This is a genomic window from Georgenia sp. SUBG003, assembly GCF_000715355.2.
In the GTDB taxonomy this organism is placed as follows: Bacteria; Actinomycetota; Actinomycetes; order Actinomycetales; family Actinomycetaceae; genus Georgenia.
On sequence record NZ_CP180204.1, the window covers coordinates 2,462,196 to 2,486,061 of the forward strand.

Annotated in this window: 26 protein-coding genes, 2 pseudogenes and 1 riboswitch; of the genes and pseudogenes, 14 read left to right on the plus strand and 14 right to left on the minus strand. The window is 74.2% G+C overall.

The genetic code is table 11. The features are described from left to right. Positions 1-118: 118 nt before the first annotated feature. A riboswitch (SAM riboswitch) is annotated at positions 119-238 on the minus strand. A 198-nt stretch (positions 239-436) separates the two neighbouring features. Both DA06_RS12415 and DA06_RS12420 read right to left on the minus strand, forming a co-directional pair. Then, complete coding sequence (locus DA06_RS12415) at positions 437-1,048, minus strand: alkylhydroperoxidase domain protein (RefSeq protein ID WP_043500499.1); 612 nt, start codon at positions 1,046-1,048, stop codon at positions 437-439. Then, entirely contained in the window at positions 1,048-1,686 is a 639-nt protein-coding gene (locus DA06_RS12420; protein ID WP_043500501.1) for a CMD domain protein, read from the minus strand. The genes DA06_RS12415 and DA06_RS12420 overlap by 1 nt, the downstream gene beginning before the upstream one ends. Before the next feature lie 11 nt (positions 1,687-1,697). On the opposite strand from DA06_RS12420, the gene DA06_RS12425 reads away from it, so the two are divergent. Beyond that, complete coding sequence (locus DA06_RS12425) at positions 1,698-2,324, plus strand: MFS transporter (RefSeq protein WP_418605171.1); 627 nt, start codon at positions 1,698-1,700, stop codon at positions 2,322-2,324. A 164-nt stretch (positions 2,325-2,488) separates the two neighbouring features. Beyond that, positions 2,489-3,637, plus strand: coding sequence for a glycosyltransferase family 4 protein (locus tag DA06_RS12430; protein WP_418605172.1), 1,149 nt, complete (start codon positions 2,489-2,491; stop codon positions 3,635-3,637). Between the two features lie 143 nt (positions 3,638-3,780). Here DA06_RS12430 and rpsT read toward each other — a convergent pair whose 3' ends face one another. Both rpsT and DA06_RS12440 read right to left on the minus strand, forming a co-directional pair. Beyond that, on the minus strand, positions 3,781-4,041 hold the full coding sequence (rpsT, locus tag DA06_RS12435; protein ID WP_043500506.1) for a 30S ribosomal protein S20: 261 nt from the start codon (positions 4,039-4,041) through the stop codon (positions 3,781-3,783). 217 nt (positions 4,042-4,258) lie between these two features. Continuing rightward, positions 4,259-4,570, minus strand: a complete 312-nt coding sequence (locus DA06_RS12440) for a type II toxin-antitoxin system PemK/MazF family toxin (protein ID WP_418605173.1) — start codon at positions 4,568-4,570, stop codon at positions 4,259-4,261. A gap of 51 nt (positions 4,571-4,621) precedes the next feature. Between DA06_RS12440 and DA06_RS12445 the strand changes: the two genes are divergently transcribed. The 4 genes from DA06_RS12445 to DA06_RS12460 are packed head-to-tail and all read left to right on the plus strand — an operon-like array spanning position 4,622 to position 8,295. After that, positions 4,622-4,885, plus strand: a complete 264-nt coding sequence (locus DA06_RS12445) for a hypothetical protein (protein ID WP_418605174.1) — start codon at positions 4,622-4,624, stop codon at positions 4,883-4,885. Continuing rightward, positions 4,885-5,757: a TatD family hydrolase gene (locus DA06_RS12450; RefSeq protein ID WP_043500515.1), complete on the plus strand. Its 873-nt coding sequence runs from the start codon at positions 4,885-4,887 to the stop codon at positions 5,755-5,757. Before DA06_RS12445 ends, DA06_RS12450 begins: the two co-directional genes overlap by 1 nt. Before the next feature lies 1 nt (position 5,758). After that, entirely contained in the window at positions 5,759-6,919 is a 1,161-nt protein-coding gene (eboE, locus tag DA06_RS12455; RefSeq protein ID WP_043500519.1) for a metabolite traffic protein EboE, read from the plus strand. Beyond that, positions 6,916-8,295: an alkaline phosphatase family protein gene (locus tag DA06_RS12460; protein WP_043500521.1), complete on the plus strand. Its 1,380-nt coding sequence runs from the start codon at positions 6,916-6,918 to the stop codon at positions 8,293-8,295. The genes eboE and DA06_RS12460 overlap by 4 nt, the downstream gene beginning before the upstream one ends. A gap of 182 nt (positions 8,296-8,477) precedes the next feature. Here the strand turns inward: DA06_RS12460 and DA06_RS12465 are convergent, their stop codons facing one another. Continuing rightward, entirely contained in the window at positions 8,478-9,425 is a 948-nt protein-coding gene (locus tag DA06_RS12465; RefSeq protein ID WP_052436695.1) for a sugar phosphate isomerase/epimerase family protein, read from the minus strand. Between the two features lie 12 nt (positions 9,426-9,437). Here DA06_RS12465 and DA06_RS12470 point away from each other — a divergent pair, with 12 nt between their 5' ends. Together DA06_RS12470 and DA06_RS12475 are read left to right on the plus strand one after the other, a co-directional pair. Further along, entirely contained in the window at positions 9,438-10,751 is a 1,314-nt protein-coding gene (locus tag DA06_RS12470; protein WP_418605175.1) for an ATP-binding cassette domain-containing protein, read from the plus strand. Further along, a complete protein-coding gene (locus DA06_RS12475; RefSeq protein ID WP_418605176.1) occupies positions 10,748-12,544 on the plus strand; it encodes a GAF domain-containing sensor histidine kinase in 1,797 nt (598 codons plus the stop codon). The genes DA06_RS12470 and DA06_RS12475 overlap by 4 nt, the downstream gene beginning before the upstream one ends. A 25-nt stretch (positions 12,545-12,569) precedes the next feature. On the opposite strand, the gene DA06_RS12480 is transcribed toward DA06_RS12475, so the two are convergent. From DA06_RS12480 to DA06_RS12515, 8 genes and pseudogenes are all read right to left on the minus strand, one after another. Further along, positions 12,570-12,947: an STAS/SEC14 domain-containing protein gene (locus DA06_RS12480; RefSeq protein ID WP_418607996.1), complete on the minus strand. Its 378-nt coding sequence runs from the start codon at positions 12,945-12,947 to the stop codon at positions 12,570-12,572. 229 nt (positions 12,948-13,176) lie between these two features. Further along, positions 13,177-13,791 (minus strand): response regulator transcription factor, encoded by a 615-nt coding sequence (locus tag DA06_RS12485; RefSeq protein ID WP_043500540.1) that lies wholly within the window; start codon positions 13,789-13,791, stop codon positions 13,177-13,179. A 101-nt stretch (positions 13,792-13,892) separates the two neighbouring features. Then, a pseudogene (locus DA06_RS12490) lies at positions 13,893-15,015 on the minus strand (Fpg/Nei family DNA glycosylase). A gap of 6 nt (positions 15,016-15,021) precedes the next feature. Next, entirely contained in the window at positions 15,022-15,777 is a 756-nt protein-coding gene (rnc, locus tag DA06_RS12495) for a ribonuclease III (RefSeq protein WP_052436698.1), read from the minus strand. Continuing rightward, positions 15,774-16,346: a YceD family protein gene (locus tag DA06_RS12500; protein ID WP_043500527.1), complete on the minus strand. Its 573-nt coding sequence runs from the start codon at positions 16,344-16,346 to the stop codon at positions 15,774-15,776. The genes rnc and DA06_RS12500 overlap by 4 nt, the downstream gene beginning before the upstream one ends. A 229-nt stretch (positions 16,347-16,575) precedes the next feature. Continuing rightward, the gene (gene coaD / locus DA06_RS12505) at positions 16,576-17,589 is read right to left on the minus strand and encodes a pantetheine-phosphate adenylyltransferase (RefSeq protein WP_418605177.1); all 1,014 of its coding nucleotides are present in this window, start codon (positions 17,587-17,589) and stop codon (positions 16,576-16,578) included. Between the two features lie 89 nt (positions 17,590-17,678). Continuing rightward, positions 17,679-18,294 (minus strand): annotated as a pseudogene (rsmD, locus tag DA06_RS12510) (16S rRNA (guanine(966)-N(2))-methyltransferase RsmD). 34 nt (positions 18,295-18,328) lie between these two features. Beyond that, positions 18,329-18,715 carry a hypothetical protein gene (locus DA06_RS12515; protein WP_052436699.1) on the minus strand — a complete coding sequence of 129 codons (387 nt, stop codon included), beginning with the start codon at positions 18,713-18,715 and terminating at the stop codon, positions 18,329-18,331. 390 nt (positions 18,716-19,105) lie between these two features. On the opposite strand from DA06_RS12515, the gene DA06_RS12520 reads away from it, so the two are divergent. Further along, a complete protein-coding gene (locus DA06_RS12520) occupies positions 19,106-20,092 on the plus strand; it encodes an LLM class flavin-dependent oxidoreductase (RefSeq protein ID WP_043500529.1) in 987 nt (328 codons plus the stop codon). Here DA06_RS12520 and DA06_RS12525 read toward each other — a convergent pair. Further along, a complete protein-coding gene (locus DA06_RS12525; protein ID WP_043500531.1) occupies positions 20,053-20,364 on the minus strand; it encodes a hypothetical protein in 312 nt (103 codons plus the stop codon). The two genes, DA06_RS12520 and DA06_RS12525, sit on opposite strands and share 40 nt — an antisense overlap. Before the next feature lie 172 nt (positions 20,365-20,536). On the opposite strand from DA06_RS12525, the gene DA06_RS12530 reads away from it, so the two are divergent. The 5 genes from DA06_RS12530 to DA06_RS12550 all read left to right on the plus strand — a co-directional run bounded on the left by DA06_RS12530 (position 20,537) and on the right by DA06_RS12550 (position 23,830). Continuing rightward, the gene (locus tag DA06_RS12530) at positions 20,537-20,965 is read left to right on the plus strand and encodes a hypothetical protein (RefSeq protein WP_418605179.1); all 429 of its coding nucleotides are present in this window, start codon (positions 20,537-20,539) and stop codon (positions 20,963-20,965) included. Further along, positions 20,962-21,267 carry a heterodisulfide reductase-related iron-sulfur binding cluster gene (locus tag DA06_RS12535; protein ID WP_418605180.1) on the plus strand — a complete coding sequence of 102 codons (306 nt, stop codon included), beginning with the start codon at positions 20,962-20,964 and terminating at the stop codon, positions 21,265-21,267. The genes DA06_RS12530 and DA06_RS12535 overlap by 4 nt, the downstream gene beginning before the upstream one ends. A gap of 14 nt (positions 21,268-21,281) precedes the next feature. Then, entirely contained in the window at positions 21,282-21,950 is a 669-nt protein-coding gene (locus DA06_RS12540) for an ABC transporter permease (RefSeq protein WP_043500553.1), read from the plus strand. Continuing rightward, the gene (locus DA06_RS12545; RefSeq protein ID WP_043500555.1) at positions 21,947-22,669 is read left to right on the plus strand and encodes an ABC transporter permease subunit; all 723 of its coding nucleotides are present in this window, start codon (positions 21,947-21,949) and stop codon (positions 22,667-22,669) included. Before DA06_RS12540 ends, DA06_RS12545 begins: the two co-directional genes overlap by 4 nt. Positions 22,670-22,963: 294 nt before the next feature. Next, positions 22,964-23,830, plus strand: coding sequence for a glycine betaine ABC transporter substrate-binding protein (locus DA06_RS12550; RefSeq protein WP_418605181.1), 867 nt, complete (start codon positions 22,964-22,966; stop codon positions 23,828-23,830). The last annotated feature ends 36 nt before the right edge of the window (positions 23,831-23,866 follow it).

Genomic DNA, 23,866 nt, shown 5'->3' on the forward strand with positions numbered 1-23,866 from the left:
TTCGCGAACGACAGCACATGGACATGCACATGGAGCGGCGAGCAGAGAAGACGTTCTGCCTGGAGCTCGTGTGCGCGTTCATGTCGTTCCGGTTCCTTCGTGCTCATGCACCTGGCGGTGCGTGTCATTGCCCTCACGGGCCAGGTCGTCACCCCGGGGCACCCTCCGCACGTGGGGGGTTGCCGACCAGCAAGCCGGGACTTAGCGCACCTTCCGGTACGCACTGGTACTCGAGACCTGGGGCTGACGTTAGGCGAGCGATACTTCAGGTGTCAACGAACGGCGTGTCGCAGCGTCCGTCCGCCGACCTCCTCGCTGACCCGGCTACCGTGCGCTACGGGCTGGTTCCCGCGCGCCGCCGGCTGCAGGTTCGCGCGGGCTGCAGGCACGCCAAGGGGCCGGCACCCCCCGCCGGTGCCGGCCCCTTGCCCCGTGCTCAACGCTGCGCCGGGTTCTCCGGCTCCCCCAGCGACAGCATCAGGCGGTTGGCCCAGTTGAAGAACGCCGCTCCGTGGACGAGGTCGGCGATCTCGAGATCGTCGAGACCCTGCTCGCGGAGGTCGGCCACCTCCTTCTCACCGAAGTCGGCCGGCGTCCGGCTCAGTGCCACCGAGGCCGCCACGATGGCGTTCCACCGGGGATCGAGGTCCGCCGCGACGCCCGTGTCGAGCAGCTTCTGGACGTCGTCGGCCCGGCGCGAGTAGTGGCTGGCGAACCGGGCGTGGACCGACGCGCAGAAGACGCAGCCGTTGAGCCTGCTCGTCGTCGCGGCGGCAAGCTCGCGCTCCGCCCGGGGCAGCCCGCCCTTGGTGTTGTAGAAGATGTCGTTGTCGGTGCGGGTGCGCGCCTCCAGGACCTCGGGATCGCGGGCGAGGAGCGCGAAGTAGGGGTTCTCGGCACGGCGGCGGTCGACCACGCCCTCCCAGTGCCGCGCGGTGAACTCCTCGACCGCCAGCGGCTGCAGCCAGGGCACCCACCCGAGGTTGTCCTGCGTGAACGCCTCGGGCCGGTCGAGCTCGGGGTAGGTGGTGAGCTTGTCGATGGACATCAGCGGGTTCCTTCCGTGTCGACTGCCGCGAGCTGGCGCAGCCCGTGCACCACGCGGACCTGGAAGGCCAGGAACGCCACCAGCTGCGAGAGAGTGACGATCCCCGCGGTGGACCAGCCGTGCGCGAGCAGCTGGCCGAGCATCTCCGGCGTCGCCTCGCGCGGACGTAGCACCAGAAGCTGTGCGTGCTCGAGCGCGCCCGCAAGGCGGCCGCCGAGGACGGCCGCATCCGCGGCCTCGAAGGCCGTCCGGGGCTGACTCTCAGCCGCGAGCCCGCGTTCGCGGTAGACCCCGTAGGGTCCCGTGCCCCGCGCGCGTGCGGTCTCCTCCCCGACCGCCCGGACGACGGCGGAGCCGCCCTGCCCGACGGCGTCCGCGCCGTCCCCGAGTGCGGCGGCAAGCCGCGTGGCGTAGAACTCGTGCAGGTCCTCGGCGGCGTGCAGGCCGACGACGAAGGTCGCGACGGCGAGCCGTTCCACGACTGACATCTCGGAGTCGTCGACCGGACGGAAGAGTGCCTCGTACGCCTTCTGCGCGTTGGCGCGCGCCTCCGGCCGTGCGGCGCGGACCCGGTCCAGGCGGTCACCCGGCCGGACGCCCAGCAGATGGTCGACGACGTCTGCCGGCTCCGGCGGCACGGCGGGGCGCAGTGGCCGCGCCGGACGCCGCGCCGGGGCGCATCCCCGCCGCCGACGACGGCCCGGCCGGCGCAGCACTACAGCACGCACCGCCGTCGACCCGCGGGCTGACCGCGATCTGGGGCCCGGCCCTTCGCACCCGGACGACCGGGCTGTGGCTGGTGTGGTTCCTCCTCAACTTCGCCTACTACGGCGCCTTCACCTGGCTGCCGACCCTGCTGGTCGCCTCCGGCCTCGACCTCGTCCGCTCGTTCGAGTACACGCTGATCATCACCGCCGCGCAGCTTCCCGGCTACGCCGCGGCCGCCTACCTCATCGAGCGGTGGGGCCGACGCCCCACCCTGGCGAGCTTTCTCCTCGGGGCCGCCGCGGCCTCCTACCTCTTCGCCGTCGCCACCACACCGGCCGCCGTGGTGACCGCCGGGTGCCTGCTCTCCTTCTTCGCGCTCGGCGCCTGGGGGCGCGCTGTACGCGGTCACGCCCGAGATGTACCCCGACGGCGGTGCGCGGCAGCGGTGCCGGCTGGGCCGCCGGCTTCGGTCGCATCGCCTCCATCCTCGCCCCGCTGGCCGTGCCGGTGCTCAACCGGTCGGGCGACATCTGGCTCGTCTTCACCGCCTTTGCGGCGGCCTTCGTGATGGCCGCGGGCGGCGCGCTCCTGCTCGCCGAGCGCCGCGGCCTCGCCCTCGAGGACTGAGCCGGGCGCCCCCGAACGTTCACCGGACCGCCACCCGCCACTCGTCTCCCCGTCGTCCGGGCTCCACCTCGACCGGGCACCGTGGGACACGTGCGAGTGGCGATCGTGACCGAGTCGTTCCTGCCCGCCGCCAACGGGGTGACCACCTCGGTGCTGCGGGTCCTCGACCACCTCGCCACCCGCGGGCACGACGCCGTGGTGGTCTGCCCCGGTCCCGCACCCCGGGAGTACGCCGGCTTCCCGGTGGTCCAGCTGCCCTCGTTCAGCTACCGCGGCTTCCGCGCCGCCGTCCCCGGGCCCCAGCTGGTCCGCGTGCTCGACACCTTCGCACCGGACGTCGTGCACGCCGCCGCGCCGTTCGGGCTCGGCGCTCAGGCGCTGGTCCTCGCCCGGCGGCGCGGCATCCCCACCGTGGCCATCTTCCAGACCGACGTGGCAGGGTTCGCCCGCAAGCACGGCCTCAGCGCCACGGCGCCGGGCATCTGGCGGTGGCTGCGCACCGTGCACGCCTACGCGGACCTGACGCTCGCCCCGTCCAGCGCCTCCCTGTCCGACCTCGCGGCTGCCGGCGTCGAACGCACCCGCTGGTGGGGCCGCGGCGTGGACGCCGAGACGTACCACCCCCGGCACCGCACCACGCCGGAGGGGGTCACCGTGCGCAGCGCCCTCCTGCACGGGGCGCCCGACGGGACCGTGCTCGTCGGCTACGTCGGACGGCTCGCCCCGGAGAAGCGCGTGGAGCGGCTGGCCGTGCTGGGCGGCGATCCGCGGGTGCGGCTCGTCGTCGTCGGGGACGGTCCCTCCCGGCACGCGCTCGAGCGGCAGCTGCCCGGCGCCCGATTCCTCGGCCGGCTGGACGGCACGGACCTCGCGCGGGCCTACGCCGCCCTCGACGTCTTCGTCCACACCGGCACCCACGAGACGTTCGGCCAGACGCTCCAGGAGGCCATGGCCAGCGCGGTGACCGTCGTCGCCCCGGCGGCGGGCGGACCGCTCGACGTGGTCGCCGAGGGCGAGACCGGCTTCCTCTACGCACCCGAGAACGACCAGGCGCTGGCAGGTGCGGTGCGCGCCCTCGTCGGCGACGCCGGCATGCGCGCCCGGATGGGTGAGGCGGGGCGCCGGCGGGTGCTTCCCCGCTCGTGGGCGGCGCTCGGCGAGTCGTTGCTGGGCCACTACGCCACCGTGGTCGACAGGGCGGAGGAGCGGGCCGCCCGACGGGTGGCCGAGTTCGAACGGCCCCTGCACCGGTGACGGCCGGCCGGTCCCTGCTCCGGTGACGACGACCGGTCCCCGCACCGGTGACGACCAGCCGGTCCCTGCGCCGCTGACGACGACGAAGGCGCCGCCCCTTGCGGGACGGCGCCTTCGTCGATCGGCTCAGCGAGCGGTCATGCTCAGAGCGCGGAGACCTGCTTGGCCAGCTTCGACTTGCGGTTGGCGGCCTGGTTGGCGTGGATGACGCCCTTGCTGGCGGCCTTGTCGAGCTTGCGGCCCGCGGTCTTCAGCGCGATGGTCGCGGCGTCCTTGTCGCCGGCGGTGAGGGCCTCGCGGACCTTGCGCACGTGCGTCTTGAGCTCGGACTTGACGGCCTTGTTGCGCAGCCGCGCCTTCTCGTTGGTGAGGATGCGCTTCTTCTGGGACTTGATGTTCGCCACGTGTGGGACTCTCTCTGCTTTCGCCGGAGCGATCTGTCAACGGTCGGTGAGGGATTCGCCGCGACCGGGACTGGGGCGTGGGGTACCTCGTGGTTGGTCGGTGGCCGGGTCGCAGCCGACCGGGCGGCGACCCAAGCGAAAAGCCTACCAGCCGGGCGCCATGGTGGGCGAGGACACGCGACGTGACCGAGGTCTCGCGTGCCGCCGGGGTCCTCCCTCAGGCGTGGTGCGCGCGCAGCGCGGCCGCGACCTCGTCGAAGCGAGCCCTGTCCAGGGCGCCGCCGTTGCGCCTCACGGCCATCGGCTCGACCAGCAGCAGACGGTCGAGCCGGACCTCGCTCTCGCGGCCGCGGGAGTCCCAGCTGCCGGAGCCGACGTCGATCCAGCGACGCCCGTGCCGGGCCTCGTCCGCCGCGTCGCGGTCGTGGTCCTTCGACGTCATCTGCGCGACGACGAGCCCCGCCCCCTCCCGGGCCAGCACCAGGACCGGGCGGTCCTTGCCCTGCTGCGGGTCGTCGTCGTAGGGCACCCAGGTCCAGACGACCTCGCCGGGGTCCGGCTGGTCGTCGCGCCGCGGTGCGTGGTCGAGCTCCGGGAGCCCGAGCCGGGCGACGTCGTACTCGACGGTCTCGCGCGAGCTCGCCTCGACCTGCTGGTCGCCCCAGGAGTCCCGGGGCGAGGAGGCCCCGCGGGGACCGGCGTCCCGGCGGGGGCGGCGTCGCTGCCCGTTCGAGGGGTCGCCCGAGCCGCCGCGCAGCCGGGAACGGGCGACGCCGCCCGCGCCCTGACCGCCCGCCCCGGCGAGGCGGCCGGGACTTCCCCACCGACGACCCTGGAGACCTGATGCGCATCTTCGACCCGCACATCCACATGACCTCGCGCACCACCGACGACTACGAGGCGATGTACGCCGCCGGCGTCCGCGCGGTCACCGAGCCGGCGTTCTGGCTCGGGCAGCCCCGCACGTCCGTCGCGTCCTTCGTCGACTACTTCGACGGCCTGCTGGGCTGGGAGCGGTTCCGCGCCGCCCAGTTCGGGATCGTCCACCACGCCACGATCGGGCTGAACCCCAAGGAGGCGAACGACCCGCGCTGCCGCGAGGTCCTCGACGTCCTCCCCCGCTACCTGGAGAAGGACGGCGTCGTCGCCGTCGGCGAGCTCGGGTTCGACTCGATGACCGACGAGGAGGAGCAGGTCTTCGTGCGTCAGCTCGAGCTCGCCGGCGAGCACGACCTGCCCGCCCTCGTCCACACCCCGCACCGGGACAAGGCGGCGGGGACGCGGCGCACGCTCGACGTCGTCGCCGAGGTCGGCCTCGCCCCGGGGCGGGTGCTCGTCGACCACCTCAACGAGACGACCGTGCAGACAGTGGCCGACTCCGGCTGCTGGATGGGCTTCTCCATCTACCCGGACACGAAGATGGCGCCGGACCGCATGGTGCGGATCCTGCAGGACCACGGGCTCGACCGGATGATCGTCAACTCCGCCGCCGACTGGGGGCGCAGCGACCCGCTGACCACACTGAGGACCGGCGAGGCGATGCTCGCGGCCGGCTTCTCCGACGACGACGTCGACAAGGTGCTGTGGCGCAACCCCGTCGAGTTCTACGGCCAGAGCGGCCGGCTCCTCCTCGCCGAGGACACCGCCCCGGCGGCCGGCGCGACCTTCGAGGGCAACTCGGTCCTGCGCGGCGAGCCCCTCTCCACGGGGCGCTGACGTGCGGCTGCGTCACCCCGACGGCTCGACCGTCCACCTCGCGTACTGCACGAACGTCCACCCCGCCCAGGACGTCACCGGGCTCGTCGACCAGATCGAGCGGTACTGCGGCGGGGTGCGCGAGCGCCTCGGCGTCGACCGGCTCGGCGTCGGCCTGTGGCTGCCCGCCGTCGCCGCGCACGCCCTCGCCGCCGACGCCGACGACCTGGCTCGGGTGCGCGCCGCGCTCGAGCGGGCCGGCTGCGAGGTCGTCACGCTCAACGCGTTCCCCTACGGGCACTTCCACGCCCCGGTGGTCAAGCGCGACGTCTACGTCCCGGACTGGACCGAGGACGCCCGCCTCGACTACACGCTCGCCTGCGCCGAGGTGCTCGCCGCCCTGCTGCCCGACGACGCCGCCCGGGGCAGCATCTCCACGCTCCCCTTCGCGTGGCGCACCCCGTGGGACGACGGCCGCCGGGCCGCCGCCCGCGCGAAGCTCGGTGCCCTCGACGAGGCGCTCGGGGACCTGCGCCGCCGCACCGGCCGCACGGTCCGGGTGGCGCTGGAGGCCGAGCCCGGCTGCGTCGTCGAGACGTCGGAGCAGGCCGCCGCGGAGCTGGCCGGCATCGGCGAGCACGTCGGTGCCTGCGTGGACCTGTGCCACCTCGCCACCGAGTTCGAGGACCCGGCCGCGGCCGCCGCCGCCCTGGCGGAGGCGGGGGTCCCGGTGGTCAAGACGCAGGTCTCCGCCGCCCTGCACGCGGAGCGCCCGGACGAGGAAGCCACGCGGGCCTCGCTCGCGGCGTTCGCCGAGGACCGGTTCCTCCACCAGGTGCGGGCGCGCAGGGACGGCCGGATCGAGCGCCGCGACGACCTGCCCGAGGCCCTGGCGGGCGACCTGCCGCACGACGGTCCCTGGCGCGTGCACTTCCACGTGCCCCTCCACGCCGGACCGGAGGCCGAGGGGCTGCGCAGCACGACCGACGTCCTCGAGGCGGGCCTGCGCACGCTCGTCGGCGGAGCGACGCCGCTGGTCGATCACCTCGAGGTGGAGACCTACACGTGGTCCGTGCTGCCCGAGGCGGTACGGCCGAAGACCGACGACGACCTCGTCGCCGGGATCGCCGCCGAGCTGTCGTGGACGGCAGCCCGGCTCGAGACGATGGGAGTGACAGCGTGAGCGACAAGATTCTCGTCCTCGACGTCGTCGGCCTCACGCCGCGCGCGCTGCAGCACATGAACAGCCTGCGCACGGTCGCGGCTGCGGGTTTCCAGGCCGAGCTGGGCACGGTGCTGCCGGCGGTCACGTGCTCCGCGCAGTCGACCTTCCTCACCGGGCTGCTGCCACGAGACCACGGGATCGTCGGCAACGGCTGGTACTTCCGCGAGCTCGGCGAGGTCCTCCTCTGGCGCCAGCACAACAGGCTGGTCGGCGGGGAGAAGGTCTGGGAGACGATCCGGCGCGAGCGGCCAGGCTACCGGGTGGCGAACGTGTGCTGGTGGTACGCGATGGGGTCGACGACGGACACGACGATCACACCTCGCCCGGTCTACCACGCGGACGGGCGCAAGGACCCCGACTGCTGGACGTGGCCGCCGGAGCTGCACGACGAGCTCGTCGCCGAGCTCGGGCCGTTCCCGCTCTTCACGTACTGGGGGCCGACGGCGGGCATCGCGAGCTCGAGATGGATCGTCGCGGCGGCCCGCCGGCTCATGCCGGAGCACGACATGACGCTCGTGTACGTGCCGCACCTCGACTACGACCTCCAGCGCTTCGGCCCGGACTCCCCCGAGGCCGTCCGGGCGGCGCAGGAGCTCGACGACACGCTCGCCCCGCTCCTCGCCGACGCCCGTGACTCCGGCACCACCGTCGTGGTGCTGTCCGAGTACGGCATCACCCCGGTGTCCCGCCCGGTCGACATCAACCGCGCCCTGCGGCGGGCCGGGCTGCTCCACGTCCACACGAACGCCACAGGCGAGCTGCTGGACCCGTGGACGTCGCGCGCGTTCGCCGTCGCCGACCACCAGGTGGCCCACGTCTACGTCGAGGACCCGGCCGACCGGGAGCAGGTGGCCGCCCTGCTGCGGGACCTGCCCGGCGTCGCGGAGGTGCTCGACGACGAGGGGAAGGCCCGGCACGGGCTGGACCATCCGCGTGCCGGCGACCTCGTGGCCGTCGCGGAGCCCGACGCGTGGTTCACCTACTACTACTGGCTCGACGACGACCGCGCGCCGGACTTCGCACGCATGGTCGAGATCCACAAGAAGCCGGGCTACGACCCGGCCGAGCTGTTCATGGACCCCGAGGACCGCTGGGTCAAGCTCCGCGCCGCCGCCGCCCTGGCCCGCAAGAAGGCGGGGATGCGGTACGCGATGCAGGTCGTCCCGCTCGACCCCTCCCCCGTGCGCGGCAGCCACGGGCGCCTGCCGGAGGACCCGCAGGACGCACCGGTGCTGCTGTGCTCGGACCCGGCCGCGCGTCGCGACAGCGTCGGGGCCACGGACGTGCGTGACCTCATCCTCGAGCTCGTCGGGGCCCCCGTCCCGGCACGCTGACGGCTGGCGAAAGGGGGCGGCACCCGCACGGGTGCCGCCCCCTTCTGCTTGCCGCCGCCGGCGAACACCGACCGCCACGCGCTTCCCACCGCCGAGAGTGCCCTCACTGCCGGCAAAGGCCGAGGCCCCGTCCGCGTGGACGGGGCCTCGGTCATTCACTGCGTGGGTACTGCCAGAGATCCTCAGAAGTTGTAGCAGGTGAGGAACTCGAAGCTGTCCCGGGCGAACTCGATGTCGGCCGGGGCGCCGTCGCGCTCGACGACGTAGTAGTTCACCTTGCCCTGGGCGGCCTCGAGGATCGGCCCCCACTCCATGTCGCCCTCGCCGACGTCGCCCGGGATGCCCCGCGCGTCGCCGTTCAGGTCGCCGTCCTTGATGTGGAGCAGCTCGATGCGGTCCCCGTGCTCCTCGATCAGGCCCGCGACGTCGACGCCCGCGTCCGCGGCCCAGAACGTGTCGAGCTGGAAGGTCACGTACCGGGGGTCCGTGTTCTCGACGATGATCTCCCACGCCGTCTTCGTCTCGCCGTCCACCTCGAACTGGGTGGTGAACTCCTGCTGGTGGTTGTGCCCGAAGACCTTGCCGGTGCCGTTCTTCACCGACGCCTCGCCGAGGCGGTTCAGCGACTCGGCGATGTCGAGCACCTGGTCGTACGTGGTGCTCCCGTCCCGGGCGATCCCGGACAGGGCGAACCCGCCCGAGCCCACGTACTTCTGGCCGACCTCCTTGGCGAACGCGAGCGTGTCGCCGAAGGTCGCCTCGTTCGTGCTGCCGTGGGAGGTGGGGGACTTCAGGCCGTACTCCTTGAGCAGCGCGCTGAAGTCCTCCGCGCTGCGGCCCTCGTAGGTGCCGCCGAAAGGCTCGACGTTCTTGTAGCCGATCTCCGCGAGCTCGGCGAGGACGGCCTCCGTGCCGATCTCACGGGCCCAGCCGGCGTAGCTGAACATCTGGATCGAGATCTTGCTGGCTGGGATGCTGCGGCCGGCGCATTCAGCAGCCTCGTTGGCGTTCTCGTTGGCGACGCCGTTCGTGGCCGCCGAGGCGGGCGCCGCGAGCAGGCCGGCGGCCATCGCGACGGTGCCGGCGGCGCCGAGCAGGGCCTTGCGGCGGTTCTTGGTGGACAGGGTCACGATTCCTCCTGGGTGTCGTTCGACGGCGACGGTGTCGTCGTCCCTGCGGGTGCTGACGCACCCTCGGCCGCGCGCGGGGGTCGGCGGCAGCCGTGGCGCCGAGGCGCCGATCTGGCCTCCGGGACGTGCTCGCCTCGCTGCGGGCCACCGAGGACGACCTCGCCCGCGCCAAGGACGCCGCGGCACCGCCCGGCGGCCTTCGCCGCCGGCCTGGACACCCTCGCGATGGGCGTCGCGGTGCTGGGCTCCCTGGCCCTCGGCATCCCGGCCACCGTGGCCGGGAGCATGGAGGCCGTCGAGCTGGCCGTGATCGTGCTGACTCCGCTGGCCGCCTTCGAGGGCACGGCGATGCTGGGGCCCGCCGCCGTGCAGCTGGTTCGCTCGAGCGGGTCGGCGGTGCGGATCATGGAACTGCTCGACCGGGCCGGCGCCGCCGGAGAACCCGCGGCCGTGCCGGCCGGGCCCGGACCCGCGGCCCGGGCAGCCACCACGTCCGTGCGGACCCCGCCCGGCACTGTGCGCGCCGAGGGCCGGCGCCCGACCGCCGAGGGCCGGTGCCCGGCCGCGGACGGCCCCCGCCTGACTGCCCGAGATCTCGCCGTCGGGTGGCCCGGAGGACCCGTCGTCGCCCAGGGCATCGACCTCGATCTCGCCCCGGGCCGGGCGGTCGCCGTCGTCGGGCCCAGCGGCATCGGGAAGACCACCCTCCTGCTGACCCTCGCCGGGCTCCTCCCGCCGCGTGCCGGCACCGTCGAGCTGGACGGGGCGCCGGTGTGGGGGACGGACCGCGGGCGGGTCAGCTCCGACGTCGTCCTCACCGCCGAGGACGCGCACATCTTCGGGACCACGGTGCTGGAGAACCTGCGGGTCGCGCGGGGGGACGTCACCGAGACCGAGGGCGCCGATCTGGTCCGTCGGGCCGGGCTGGACGACTGGCTGGCCGCGCTTCCCGACGGGCTGGGCACCATGCTCGGCCCGGACGCGGCGACCGTGTCGGGCGGCGAGCGCCGGCGGCTGCTCCTGGCCCGGGCGCTGGCCAGCCGCGCCCGGCTGCTGCTTCTCGACGAACCGGGCGAGCACCTCGACCCCGCCACCGCGGACCGGCTGCTCGGCGACCTCCTCCGCGTCGGCGCCGGCGACGCCGCCCGCGGCGTCGTCCTCGTGACCCACCGGCTCTCCCCCCTGGCCGCCGCCGAGGAGGTGATGGTCCTGGGCGGGGCGGGCGACGGACCCGCTACCGTTCTGGCGCGGGGCACGCACGAGCGCCTCCGCGCGGAGGTGGCCGCCTACCGCTGGGCCCTGGAGCAGGAGGAGCACCGAGCATGAGCACCGAGGACGACGCCCGCTGCCCGGTGGCGCACGGCGCCTCCGTCGTGCGGCGTCCCGACCACGGGCCGTACACCGGGCCCGCGTCGGCGGTCGACGCCACCGGCGCCTCCGACGAAGACCACGGGCACACGCTCGCCACCGACACCTCGGCCCTGCTCGGCGCCGCGCTCAACCTCACCTCCCAGCTGGACGTCACAGAGGCGCTGCGACGCTTCGTCGACCGGGCCGCGAGGCTCACGGGTGCGAAGTACGCCGCGCTCGGCGTGCTCGACAACCGCGGCGAGACCACCGCGTTCGTCCAGGTCGGCATGACCGAGAAGGAGCAGCAGATCCTCGGCCACCCGCCCCGCGGGCGCGGCGTGCTCGGCGCCATCCCGGTGGACGGGCCTCTCCTCCTCGACGACCTCACCCAGCACCCGGACTTCGGGGGGTGGCCCGAGGGGCACCCGCCCATGCACACCTTTCTCGGGGTGCCCGTGCGGGTGCAGGAGAAGGTGTACGGCCGGCTCTACCTCGCGGAGAAGGAGGGCGGGTTCACCGCGAGCGACGCCGACGACATGATGAGCCTCGCGGAGGCCGCCGCGGTCGCGGTGGAGAACGCCCGGCTCTACACCGACGCCCGCAACCGCGAGCGATGGATCGCCGTGAGCCAGGACATCACCACCACCCTGCTCGAGGGCACCGAGGAGGAGGAGGCGCTCGAGATGATCGCCGCCCGCCTCCGGGAGGTCGCCGAGGCGGACACGGCCCTGATCATCCTGCCCTCGGTCGGCGACGCGTGGGCCTGCGAGATCGCGGACGGCTACCGCGCCGGGCAGCTCGTCGGGCTCGTGTTCCCGCCCGACGGACGCGCGATGACGGTGCTCAAGGAGGGCACCGGGATGATCGTCGACTCCCTCACCCGCCTGCGCACGCTGCGCCTGCCCGAGCTCGCGCACTTCGGGCCGGCCCTCTACGCCCCCATGATGCTGCGCGGCGAGGGCCGCGGCGTCGTGCTGCTGCTCCGGCGCGTGGGCGGGCCCGAGTTCGGACGGTCGGACCTGATGATGGCGGAGTCGGTGGCCGGCCAGGCGGCGCTCGCGCTGGAGCTGGCGGCCGCCCGGCACGCCCAGGACGTCGCCTCGCTGCTCGACGAACGCGCGCGGATCGCCCGGGACCTCCACGACCTCGCCATCCAGCAGCTCTTCGCGACCGGCATGCAGCTCGCCTCGGCCCATGCCGCCATGGCCGAGCGCGGCGACGACGGCCTGGCGCACCTGCTCGAGGAGTCGCTGACGAGCGTCGACGAGTCCGTCAAGCAGATCCGCTCCATCGTCCACTCGCTCCGCGAGCCGGACGCGGCGGTCGTACTGGTGGAGCGGCTGCGCCGCGAGGCGTCCCTGGCCCGCCAGTCGCTGGGCTTCGCGCCGTCGCTGATCATCGAGCTCGACGGGACCGACATCACCGACGACCAGGCGCAGGCGGGCCTCGTCACCCAGATCGACGACCGGGTGGGCGCCGACATCGCCGACGACGCCGTCGCCGTCGTCCGGGAGGGCCTGGCAAACGCTGCCAAGCACGCCCGGGCCTCCTCGGTCCTGGTGCACGTGAGCGTGCTGGGGGCCGGCTTCACCGGGCGCATCGTCGTCGACGTGACCGACGACGGCGTGGGCGTCGCCCCGTCCGTCTCCCGCCGATCGGGTCTCGGCAACCTGGCCGCGCGCGCCAGGCGGCACGGCGGCACCTTCTCCATGGGGCGCAGCGAGGACGGCAACGGGTCGCAGCTGAGCTGGCAGGTGCCGCTCACCTGATCTCCGGGCCCGAGCCGCCGCAGGCTCAGGCCGTGGGGCCCCGCGGCGACCGGTCTCGGCCGGCCCCTTCGGCCGCCCAGCGCTTGGCGCTCTCGAGGTCCGCGAGCCGGAACGCGCGCGCCTGTCCTGGCCACAGGACGCTGAAGACCCTGACCGCCGGACCTGCCCAAGCCGCGTCGGTCACGACGGCGATGCGCTCGAACGACGCCGGGTGACGGGCACCGAGCTTCATGTCCTCCCAGATCGCGTCGCCCTCGAACTCGTCGAACTCAGGACCGAGGACGAGGACGACACGAACCTTGCCGTGCTCGGCGACGGCCGCGTCGACCGCAGGAACCAGCACGTCGCGATAGTCCTCCTCCTCCACGTCGTCGACCGCCCGGAACCCGAGGACCCCCCGCAGGCATACCGTCGAGGAGCTTGATCATGACCGCCGTCCTCCGTGCGCGTCCGCCCGCCGCGTGTGCGAGCACCGAAGTCAGAGGCACGCTATCCACCGGGGACACGGCAGCAGATCACCCGTCGTGGATGAGGCTCCGCCACGGTCGCACCGTCACGCCGTCGACCACTTCGGCCTCCCGGGGCCCTCTACCGCTTCGAGGTCACCGTGGGCTGGAGGCGGTGGCCGACGTTCAGCCGCGCCAGCCCGCGGCGCGCTGCCCGGCCACCCAGGCGGCGACCTGCGTGCGGCGCTGCAGCCCCATCTTGCTCAGCAGCGACGTGATGTGGTTCTTGACCGTCTTCTCGGCGACGCCGAGCCGCTCGCCGATCTCCCGGTTCGACAGGCCGTCGCCGATGAGCTCAAGCACGCGGCGCTCCGACGGCGTGAGGTCGGCCGTCGGGTCCTCGTGGTCCGCGCGACGACGGGTGACGGTGCGCTCGTCGAGCAGCGTGCGGCCGGCGGCCACCGCCTTGACGACCTCGGCGATCTCCGCGCCACGGACGGTCTTCAGCAGGTAGGCCTTCGCCCCGGCCTCGAGCGCCTCCGCGAGAGCGTCGTCGTCGTCGAAGGACGTGAGCACCACGGGACGGGCGTCCGGGACCTTCTCGCGCAGCGTGCGGACGATGTCGATGCCCGTGCCGTCGGGCAGCTGGAGGTCGACGAGCATGACCTCCGGCCGGACGAGCTCGGCGCGGCGCACCGCCTCCGCCACCGATCCGGCCTCGGCCACGACGGTGAGGCCGTCGGCGCGGTCGACGATCTCCGCGATCCCTCGCCGCACGATCTCGTGGTCGTCGATGATCATCACGCGGATGTCGTGTGGCTGCTGTGGTTCCTGAGCGTTCGGCACGGATCCGAGACTACCCAAACCCCGCCGTACTGCGCCGGAAGCGGCGCACCGCACGCTCAGCGCGCCGTCGACGGGCGGCGCTGGCACCGCGGGCAGGAGAACGACCCCCGGTTCATGAACTCCTCGCGGCGCACGACCGCACCGCACCGCGGGCACGGAAGGCCCGCCCGCCCGTAGACGGCCAGGGACCGCGCGAAGAACCCGGCGGCGCCGTCGACGTCCACGTACAGGGCGTCGAAGGACGTCCCCCCCGACGGCGAGCGCCTCGCGCATCACGTCGGCCGCCGCGTCGTAGAGGGCCCGAAGCCGGTCCGGCCGGAGCACGTCGGTGCGACGGGCCCCGTGGAGGCGAGCGCGCCACAGCGCCTCGTCGGCGTAGATGTTCCCGACGCCGGAGACGAGACTCTGGTCCAGCAGCGCACGCTTGACCTCGGTGCGCCGGGCCCGGGTGCGGCGGACGAGGTCGCGGCGGTCGAGGGCGGGGTCGAGCAGGTCGCGGGCGATGTGGGCGACGGGTGCCGGGACGACGGCGGCGTCGCTGCCGAGCCCGCCCGGGGCGCCGTCCGGCGTGGGGACGGTGTCGACCGCCACGACGTGGCCGAACGTGCGCTGGTCGACGAACCAGAGCTCGCCGCCGTCGGCGAGGGTGATCCGCACGCGCAAATGTGCCGTCGTGAGCGGGATGTCCCGGACCACGGTCGGCGGGAGGGTGGCTGTCAGGTCGGCCGGACGCTCGCCCACGGGGGCCAGGAAGGGGGCGGCGGGGTCGGACCCGGCTCGCCGTCCCGGCGCGGCGGCCGCACGGCCCGGCACCGGAGCACCGCCCGGCACCACCGGGGCACCGCCCGCCACCACCGGAGCACCGCCCGGCACGTCAGCGCCACGCCGGGCCCCCTCCGGCTCCTGCACGAGCAGCTGGCCGCTCATGCCCAGGTGCGCGACGAGAGCGTGGTCCGGCGGGGAGGCGGGACCCTCCCCCAGCGTGAGCCAGAGGTACTTCCCGCGGCGCACCGCGGCGGTGAAGGTCTGGCCGACGAGGCGGTCGGACAGCTCAGATGCCCCGCCGGGCTGGCGCCGGACGCTGCGCGGGTGGTGCACCTCGACGCCGGCGACGGGGCGACCGAGCACACGGCCGGCGAGTCCCCGTCGGACGGTCTCGACCTCGGGAAGCTCGGGCACGGTGCCTCAGGCGCCGCCGTCGACGCCGGCCACCGGCGCAGCGCTGAGCCTCGCGTACGTGTCCTCCGCAGCGTTCTGCTCGGCGATCTTCTTCGAGCTGCCCGTTCCGCGGCCGTGCTCGACGCCGTCGAGGACCACGGTGGCGGTGAACGTACGGGCGTGGTCGGGCCCTGTGCCGGTGACCGCGTACGTGGGTGCGCCGAGCCCGCGCTCGGCGGTGAGCTCCTGCAGGGACGTCTTCCAGTCCAGGCCCGCGCCGAGGTTGGCCGCCTGGTCCAGCAGCGGCGCCACGAGCCGCTCGACCACCGTGCGGGTGCGCTCGAGCCCGTGACACAGGTACGTGGCCCCGATGAGCGCCTCGACGGTGTCGGAGAGGATGGAGTCCTTCTCCCGCCCGCCGGTGACCAGCTCGCCGCGGCCGAGGAGGATGTACTCGCCGAGGCCGATCTCGCGGGCCACCGACGCCAGCGCCTTCTGGCTGACGGTCGCGGCGCGCATCCTCGCGAGGTCGCCCTCGGACTCGTCCGGGTGATCGCGGTAGAGCCGCTCGGTGACGACGATGCCGAGCACAGAGTCCCCGAGGAACTCCAGCCGCTCGTTCGTGGGGATGCCGCCGGCCTCGTGCGCGAAGGACCGGTGCGTCAGGGCGAGGACCAGCAGCTCGGGGTCGATCGTGGTGCCGAGGGCGGAGGTGAGGGTCTCGACGTCGGGCCGGGCGGGAGCCTCGGGCTGGAGGTCGGAACGACGACGACGCCCGCTCACCGCTCGCCGTCCCTCTTCTCGCCCTCCTGCTCCAGCAGCGCCCCGAGGGCGGACCAGCGCGGGTCGAGCTGCTCGTGGTGGTGACCTGGTTCGAGGTCGTCCATCCGCTCGCCGCACACCGGGCACAGCCCGCCGCAGTCGGGCCGGCACAGCGGCTGGAACGGCAGGGCGAGGACCACCGCGTCGCGCACCGTGGGCTCGAGGTCGAGCAGCTCACCCTCGAGCGTGGGCAGCTCCTCGGCCTCCTCGTCCCCCTCGTCGACGAGGGAGCGCTTCCTGTCCGGGTAGTAGTACAGCTCGGAGATGTCGACGGTGAGCTCGTCGTCGATGTCGCGGAGGCACCGCACGCACTCGCCGCTCAGCGACGCCCGTGCCGTGCCGGTGACGAGGACGCCGTCCATCACGGCCTCGAGACGCAGGTCGAGCGCGAGGTCGGAGCCCCCGGGGACGCGGACCACCTCCGTGCCGAGGTCGTCGGGCGCGGGCACGACGGCGTCGAGCGTGCGCATCGCACCGGGACGGCGTCCGAGCTCGTGGGTGCTCACCACGAGCGGCGATCGGGCGACCATGACACTCCTTGCAGCAGCCGCGCGGTGCGCGGAGGGAACCGGTGTGCGGGCCTGTCGGAGCCGGGCGTCCACGACGCCCGCCGGCAGGCCGGCGTTCGATGCTACACATGCCGGCCGCCGCCGCGCCAGCCGGGGCGGTCGATGGCCGTCGTCGGTCGCCGCGGCCGGTCGTCGCCGGTCGTCCCGGTCGCCGCCGGTCGCCGCGGCCGGTCGTCGCCGGTCGTCCCGGTCAGTCGTCCTCGACCGGCGCGTCACGCCCGGTGCGGGCGGCGAGCGCCTCGCGTCCGGCGCGGACCTGGGCGCCGATGGAGTTGAGGTCGATCTCGAACTGGGCGAGCTGCCGGTCGCAGTAGTCGTCGGCGTCCGCCGCCAGCTTCGCGGCCTTCGCCTCGGCGGCGGTGACGATCTGCTCGGCGCGCTCCTCGGCCAGGCGGACCACGTGCTCGTTCGCGACCAGCTCCTCCGCGCGGGCGTGCGCGTCCTCGACGATCCTGTCGGCGCGCTGCCGGGCGCGCTCGACCATCGCGTCGGCGTCCGCGACGATGTCGTCCGCCGTCTGGATCTCCTCCGGGACGACGGCGCGGGCGGCGTCGAGCAGGTCGAGGGCCTCCGCGCGGTTGACGAGCACGGACGCCGACATGGGCATCGCCCGTGCCGCCGTGACGAGCTCCGTCAGCTCGTCGAGGATCGAGATCAGCGAGGCGCCGTCCTCGGCGTGCTGCTCGGCGGCGGTGTGCTGCTGGCTGGCGGTCATCGTGCTTCTCCTGAGTTGCTCAGCGCCCGGTGCAGCGCGTCGGCGACGGGGGGGCGGGACGAGATCCGTGACGTCGCCGCCGTGGCGGGCGACGTCCTTGACGAGGGACGACGCGACGTGGGCGAGCGCCGGGTCGCCCATCACGAAGACCGTCTCCACCCCGCTGATATGGCGGTTCATCAGCGCCATGGCGTGCTCGGCGTCGAAGTCGGCGGCGCCGCGCAGACCCTTGACGATGGCGGTCGCGTCGACGTCGGCGCAGTAGCGCGCCAGCAGTCCGGGGACCAGCTCCACCCGGACGCCGTCGAGGTCGGCGAGCGACCAGCGGGCCAGGTCGACGCGCTCCTGCGCTGCGAAGAGGTACCGCTTGGCGGGGTTGTGCGCGACCGCCACGACGACCTGGTCGAACATCGCGCGTGCGCGGCGCACGGCGTCGACGTGCCCCAGCGTGATCGGGTCGAAGGACCCCGGGCACACCGCGAGGCTCATCGCCGCTCCACTTCGACCATGCGTTTCACGGTAGCGGCCCGGACGGCTCGAGCCGGGTTACGACTCGGCGGCGGCGCGCCGTCGCCCGTTCACGGCCCGGCGACCGGCGCCGCGAACCACACCTGCGTGTCGCCGTACCGGCGCGCGTCGGTGCGCTGGAGACCGGCGGGCCAGGCCCGGCTCCGGGCTGCGCCTGGAACGTTCGACGACGACGACCGCCTCCGCGTCCAGCCAGGGCGCGACTCCCCGCCCGGCGGGGCGGGAGGCGTCCTCGGTCCCCCGGGCGGCGAGCAGCGCCAGAACGCCTGCGAGGGCGTCCTCGGTGACGTCGTAAGGCGGGTCGAGCAGCACGAGGTGGGCCGGCGCCGCACCGCGGGCGGGCTCGCCGGCGAGATAGGTCTCGACCCTCTGCAGGACGACGTCGACACCATCGAGCCCGAGCGCCCTGGCGTTGCGCCGGCAGAGGTCGGCGGCCGGCCGGGAGGTCTCCACGAGCGTGACACGCTCGGCACCACGGCTCGCGGCCTCGAGGCCCAGGGCGCCGGAACCGGCGTAGAGGTCGAGGACGCGCGCGCCGTCGACGGCCCCGAGGTGGTCGAGCCGGGAGAAGAGCGCCTCCCGCACCCGCTCGGACGTGGGCCTGGTCCCGCTGCGGGGCACCTGGAGGGTCCGCCCTCCCGCCGTGCCGGCGACGATCCTGGTCATCTGCGCCAGAGTAGTGAGGCGACGGCGCGACCCCTCACGCCGCCGTGCCGAGGCCGCCCTGACGCCTCGAGACCACCTCGACGACGGCGCCGGCCTCGACCTGCGAGTCCACCGGGACGTTGACGCGCGGACCGATCCGGGCGTCCTCGCCGACCCTCACGCGCGGCCCGACGTTCGCCTCGGGCCCGACGACCGCGCCACGCCCGACGTGCGCGTCCTGACCGACGACGGCCCTCTCCCCCACGTCGGCGCGCCGGTCGATCCACGCTCCCGCGCCCACGCGTGCCTCGGCACCGATCCGGGCGCCGGGGTCGACGTAGGCGCCGGCGGCGACGAACGCCGTCGGGTGGACACGGGCGCTGGACTCGACCAGCCCCCCCGCCGTTCTCGTGGTGGAAGTACCGCAGGACGGTGCCGTCATCGTCCTCGAGCTCGACGTGCGTCGGCCGCATGGTGTTCCCTCCCCCGGGACATCCTCAGGGACATTCCGTACAGCTGTTCCAACGCGCGAGCGCGTCGGAGGATTCCACCCACGAGCATGCGCCTCCGTCAGGGGTCCCGCGACACGGGCAGGGCGGACGTCCGGCCCTGTCCGCCCCTGTCCGGCTCGCCCCGGCCCGCTCGGCCCGCTCGGGCCACTCGGGCCGCTCGGGCCGCTGCGGCTCGCCCGGTTGCGGGCAGCCGACGCACCGGCAGCACGGGCGGGCGGGAGTCCCCGTTGGCCGACGCCGTCCACCGCGACGTACGGTGACGAGGACGCGCCCCGGTCACCCCCGAGGCGCGTGCACCCGTCAGCAACCGGAGGCCCCCCATGTCCGTGCCCGTGTCCGTCCTCGACCTCGCGACCGTCCGGGCGGGCGGCAGCGTGCGCGAGACCTTCGACGCCAGCGTCGCGCTGGCGCAGGACGCGGAGCGTTGGGGGTACCGGCGCTACTGGTTCGCCGAGCACCACAACATGCCGACCATCGCCTCCTCGGCGACCGCAGTCCTGATCGGGCACATCGCCGGGCACACCTCGACGATCCGGGTCGGGGCCGGCGGCATCATGCTGCCGAACCACTCCCCGCTCGTCGTCGCCGAGCAGTTCGGCACCCTGGAGACGCTCTACCCGGGCCGGATCGACCTCGGGCTCGGCCGCGCCCCGGGCGGCGACATGGCGATGCTGCAGGCGCTGCGCCGCCATCCGAGCGACTCCGACCGCTTCCCGCAGGACGTCGTCGAGCTCCAGGCTCTGCTGGGGCCGGGGCGGCCGGGGCAGGTGGTCCGCGCGACACCCGGGACCGGCACCGAGGTGCCGCTCGTCATCCTCGGCTCGTCGCTGTTCGGGGCGAAGCTCGCCGCGGCGCTGGGCCTGCCCTACTCGTTCGCGTCGCACTTCGCGCCGGACGCTCTCGTCGACGCGGTGAGCGCCTACCGGCGCGAGTTCCGGCCGTCGGAGAAGCATCCGGAGCCGTACGTCATCGCGGCGATGAACGTCTTCGCCGCGGACACCGACGCGGAGGCGCACGAGATCTACCACTCCGCGCTGCGCGCCAACGCCGGCCGGCTCACCCGCAGCGGGCTGCCGCTGTCCGACGAGGACGCCGATACGCTCCTCTCCTCCCCAGCCGGGGACCAGATCCGGAACATGCTGCGCTACTCCGCCGTCGGCTCGCCGACCACGGTCCGCGAGCGGGTCGAGCAGTTCGCCGTCCACGCGCAGGCGAACGAGGTCATCGTCGCCTCCAGCACCCCCACCGCCGAGACCCGCCACCGCTCCTACGAGCTGCTGGCGGACGCCCTCGAGCTCGTCGGCTGACGCCTGGGGCGCGCCGGCTCACCCTTCGGGTGCACGACGACGGCCAGCACCACCGCGGCCAGCACCGCCTGCGCAGCGAGCAGCGCGGGAGAGACCGCTCCGACGAGGACGGCGACGAGCACCGGGATCACCCCCGGGACGACGACGTCGGGCCCCTTGTGGAACACCGTGGTCATCCCCGGCGGGAACGCTCCCATCGGGGTGTGGATCAGGGGCCCGGAGAAGTCGGGCAGCGGCCGGTACGCGGCGCGCACCGCCCCGGCGGCCCACACGGGCGCCGCCAGCAGGCCGAGGGCGAGCCACTCCGCGCCGCCGTACCGCCACGCGAGCAGCGAGAAGACGCCGAGCGACCACAGCGAGTGCAGGCGACCGGCACGACCAGGCGGACCCGGCGAACCTGCCGCCCCCCCGAGGGGCAGGAGCGCGTCCGAGGGCCGGGGCGGCGTGGGCGTTGCGCGCGGGCCCCGTGACGGCGAGGGCGGCGGCGTAGCCGCCGACGACGAGGAGGAGCACGGTCACCACCGGCACCGGCTGCGGGACCGCGAGGCCCAGGGCCGGCAGGCTGGCGGCGGCGAGGAGCTGGACGAGGTGGCGGGGACCTCGCAGCACCTGCAGGGCGTCGCCGGTCACGAGCGCCGCCTGGGGCGCGAGGCGGGCCGGCACGTGGGCGAGCGGACGCATGGACGCGGAGCGCCTGCGCGGCGAGTGGGACGCCGTCGTCGGACCCTCGGGGTCGTGCGTGGGATCGGTGCGCCACCAGCAGGCGATGGTCGCCCGCCGGGAGGGCGAGAACGGTCTGGCGCGCGACGCGGAGCTCGTGGCCGCCCGGACGTACGAGCTGTCCGAGCTGCTGGTCGACGTCCTGGGGGGTGACCGACGTCGGGGGCCTGGTTCCCGCACTCGGCCACCTACCACCCCACGTGCCTCCCTCGCGCATGATCAAGGTGGGCGACAAGCCGCTCCGGCTGCTGCGCGCGGTCGCGGGGATCGACCTCGTGGCGCTGCCGGAGGCGCAGGCCTGCTGCGGGTTCGGGGGCACGTTCTCGCTGAAGAACTCGGAGACGTCCGCGGCGATGGTGCACGAGAGCCCGGCAGGCGCCTCCACGGCCGCGAAGGGGCTGCCCCGGCCGGACGGTGCCACGCCGTCGCGAGCCGGCAGCGTCGGGCACCGGTAGCGTCAGGCGACGTGATGCCGATGCAGGCCGGCACGGACAACCCCTGGTTCTCGTGGCGGTACCTCGAGAACAACTGGCGAACGTTGCTCGACCTCACCGGTCAGCACGTCAGCCTCACGGTCCAGGCCGTGCTGGTCGCGCTCCTGCTCGCCGTGCCGCTGGCCGTCCTGGCGCGGAGCCGGCCGGCCCTGTCCGGGGCGGTCCTGGGCACCTCGGCGGTGCTCTACACCGTGCCCTCGCTCGCCCTGTTCGGCCTGCTGGCCCCGTTCACGGGCATCGGCCGCACCACCGTGCTCGTCGGGCTGGTCGCGTACGCGATGCTCGTCCTCGTCCGCAACACCCTCGTGGGGCTGCGCGGCGTGCCGCCGGCGGTCGTCGAGGCGGCCGACGGCATGGGCTACTCCCGTGCGCGGCGCCTGCTCGCCGTCGAGCTCCCGCTCGCGCTGCCCGCCGTCATCACCGGCGTGCGCCTGGCCACCGTCACCACCGTCGCGCTGGTCACCGTCGGCGTGGTCGTCGGGTACGGCGGCCTGGGCCAGGCGATGTACCGAGGGTTCAACTCGTCCTACCGCGCCGAGATCATGGCCGCGTCGCTGCTGTGCGTGGCCATCGCACTGGTCGCGGACCTCCTGCTGCTGGCCCTCGGCCGCCTCGTCACGCCCTGGCTGCGGAGGCCGGCATGAGCGGCTCCGCGCTCGGCGACGCCTTCGTCTACCTCAACGACCCGCTGAGCTGGACCGGCACGGGCGGGATCCTCGACCTGCTCGGCGACCATCTCTGGATGACGTTCGTCGCGGTGCTGCTGGCCGCGGCCGTCGCCCTGCCGCTGGGACTCTGGTTCGGGCACGCCGGCCGCGGCGGCGCCGTGGTGGTGGCGACGGCGAACCTCACCCGCGCGCTGCCCACGCTCGCCCTGCTCTACATCTTCACGGCCGGCCTGGGGCTGGGGCAGTGGCCGACGATCCTCGCGGTCGCCGTCTTCGCGGTCCCCCCGATCCTGTCGAACACGTGGACCGGTCTGCGCGACATCGATCCCGCGGCCCGTGACGCCGGCGTCGGGATGGGCATGTCCGGCGCCCGGCTCCTGCGGGACGTGGAGCTCCCCCTCGCGCTGCCGCTCGTCGCCGCGGGGGTGCGCACCGCCGTCGTGCAAGTGGTGGCGACCGTCTCGCTCGCGTCGCTGGTGGGCGGCGGCGGGCTCGGGCTCATCATCTCCAACGGCATCTTCACCCAGCGCTACGGCCAGGCGCTGGCCGGGGCGCTGATCGTCGTCGTCCTCTGCCTCGGGCTCGAGGGGCTGCTCGCCGGGGCGCAGCGTCTCCTGACCCCGCGCGCGATCCGGGCGGGCGGACGACGGCGCACGGGCGTCACCGTCGCCGACCCGGCGCCGGCCGGTGCCTGACCGGTACCGACCCGTCGCCCAGCCGTCGGAGACCCGAGTCCCTGGTCAGAGGGGCGGACGGCCGCATAAACCCGCTTGCGCGGGTGGCCCCCGTCACGGTCGAATGGCCGACGACGACCGGGAGGGTCCCGGCACAGGAGGACACCATGCGCCGTTCAGCCACCGCCGTCCTGGGCGGCCTCGCCCTCCTCGCCCTCGCCGCCTGCGGCGAGCCCGGGTCCGCCGGCGGGGGAGGGGCCGGCACCACCTCCGACGCCGGGACCACGGGAACCGCGGCGCGCGGCCTGCGACCCGGTGGCCGGCGACCAGATCGTCGTGCTCGAGGACGACAAGAACCTCCAGACGGTCGACAACATCATCCCGGCACTCAACGCCGACGCCGCGCAGCCCCCGATGACCGCGGCGCTGGACGCCGTCTCCGCGGCGCTCGACACCGACAAGCTCATCGAGCTCAACAAGCAGGTCGACGTCGAGCGCAACACGTCCGACCAGGCCGCGGCCGCCTTCTACGAGGCCGAGGGCATCGAGGTCACCGACACCTCCGGCTCCGGCCAGGTGGTGGTGGGGGCGGCCAACTTCTCCGAGTCCGCCACCCTCGCCGAGCTCTACGCGCTCGCCCTCACGGACGCCGGCTACGACGTCGAGGTCCGCACCATCGGCAACCGCGAGACGTACGAGCCGGCGCTGGAGTCCGGCGAGCTCACCGTCGTGCCCGAGTACGTCGGCACGCTGACGGAGTTCCTCAACGTCAAGGTGAACGGCCCCGACGCCACGGCGGACGACCCGAAGGCCAGCTCGGACCTCGATGCGACCACGGAGAACCTCACCGCTCTCGGCGAGGAGGTCGGCCTCGTCTTCGGCGAGCCGTCCCAGGCGGCGGACCAGAACGCCTACGCGGTGACGACGGCGTTCGCCGAGGAGCACGCGGTGACCACGCTGTCCGAGCTCGCCGAGGCCTGCGGAGAGCTCACCCTGGGCGGTCCGGTCGAGTGCCCCGACCGGCCGTTCTGCCAGCCCGGGCTCGAGCAGACCTACGGACTGAAGTTCTCCGAGTTCGTCTCCCTCGACGCCGGCGGGCCCCTGACCAAGCAGGCCCTGACTTCCGGCGACATCGCGCTCGGCATGGTCTTCAGCTCGGACGCGGCGCTGGCCACCGACTGACGCCCGGGCGGCGGGCGGCGGCCCTTCCGGGACCTT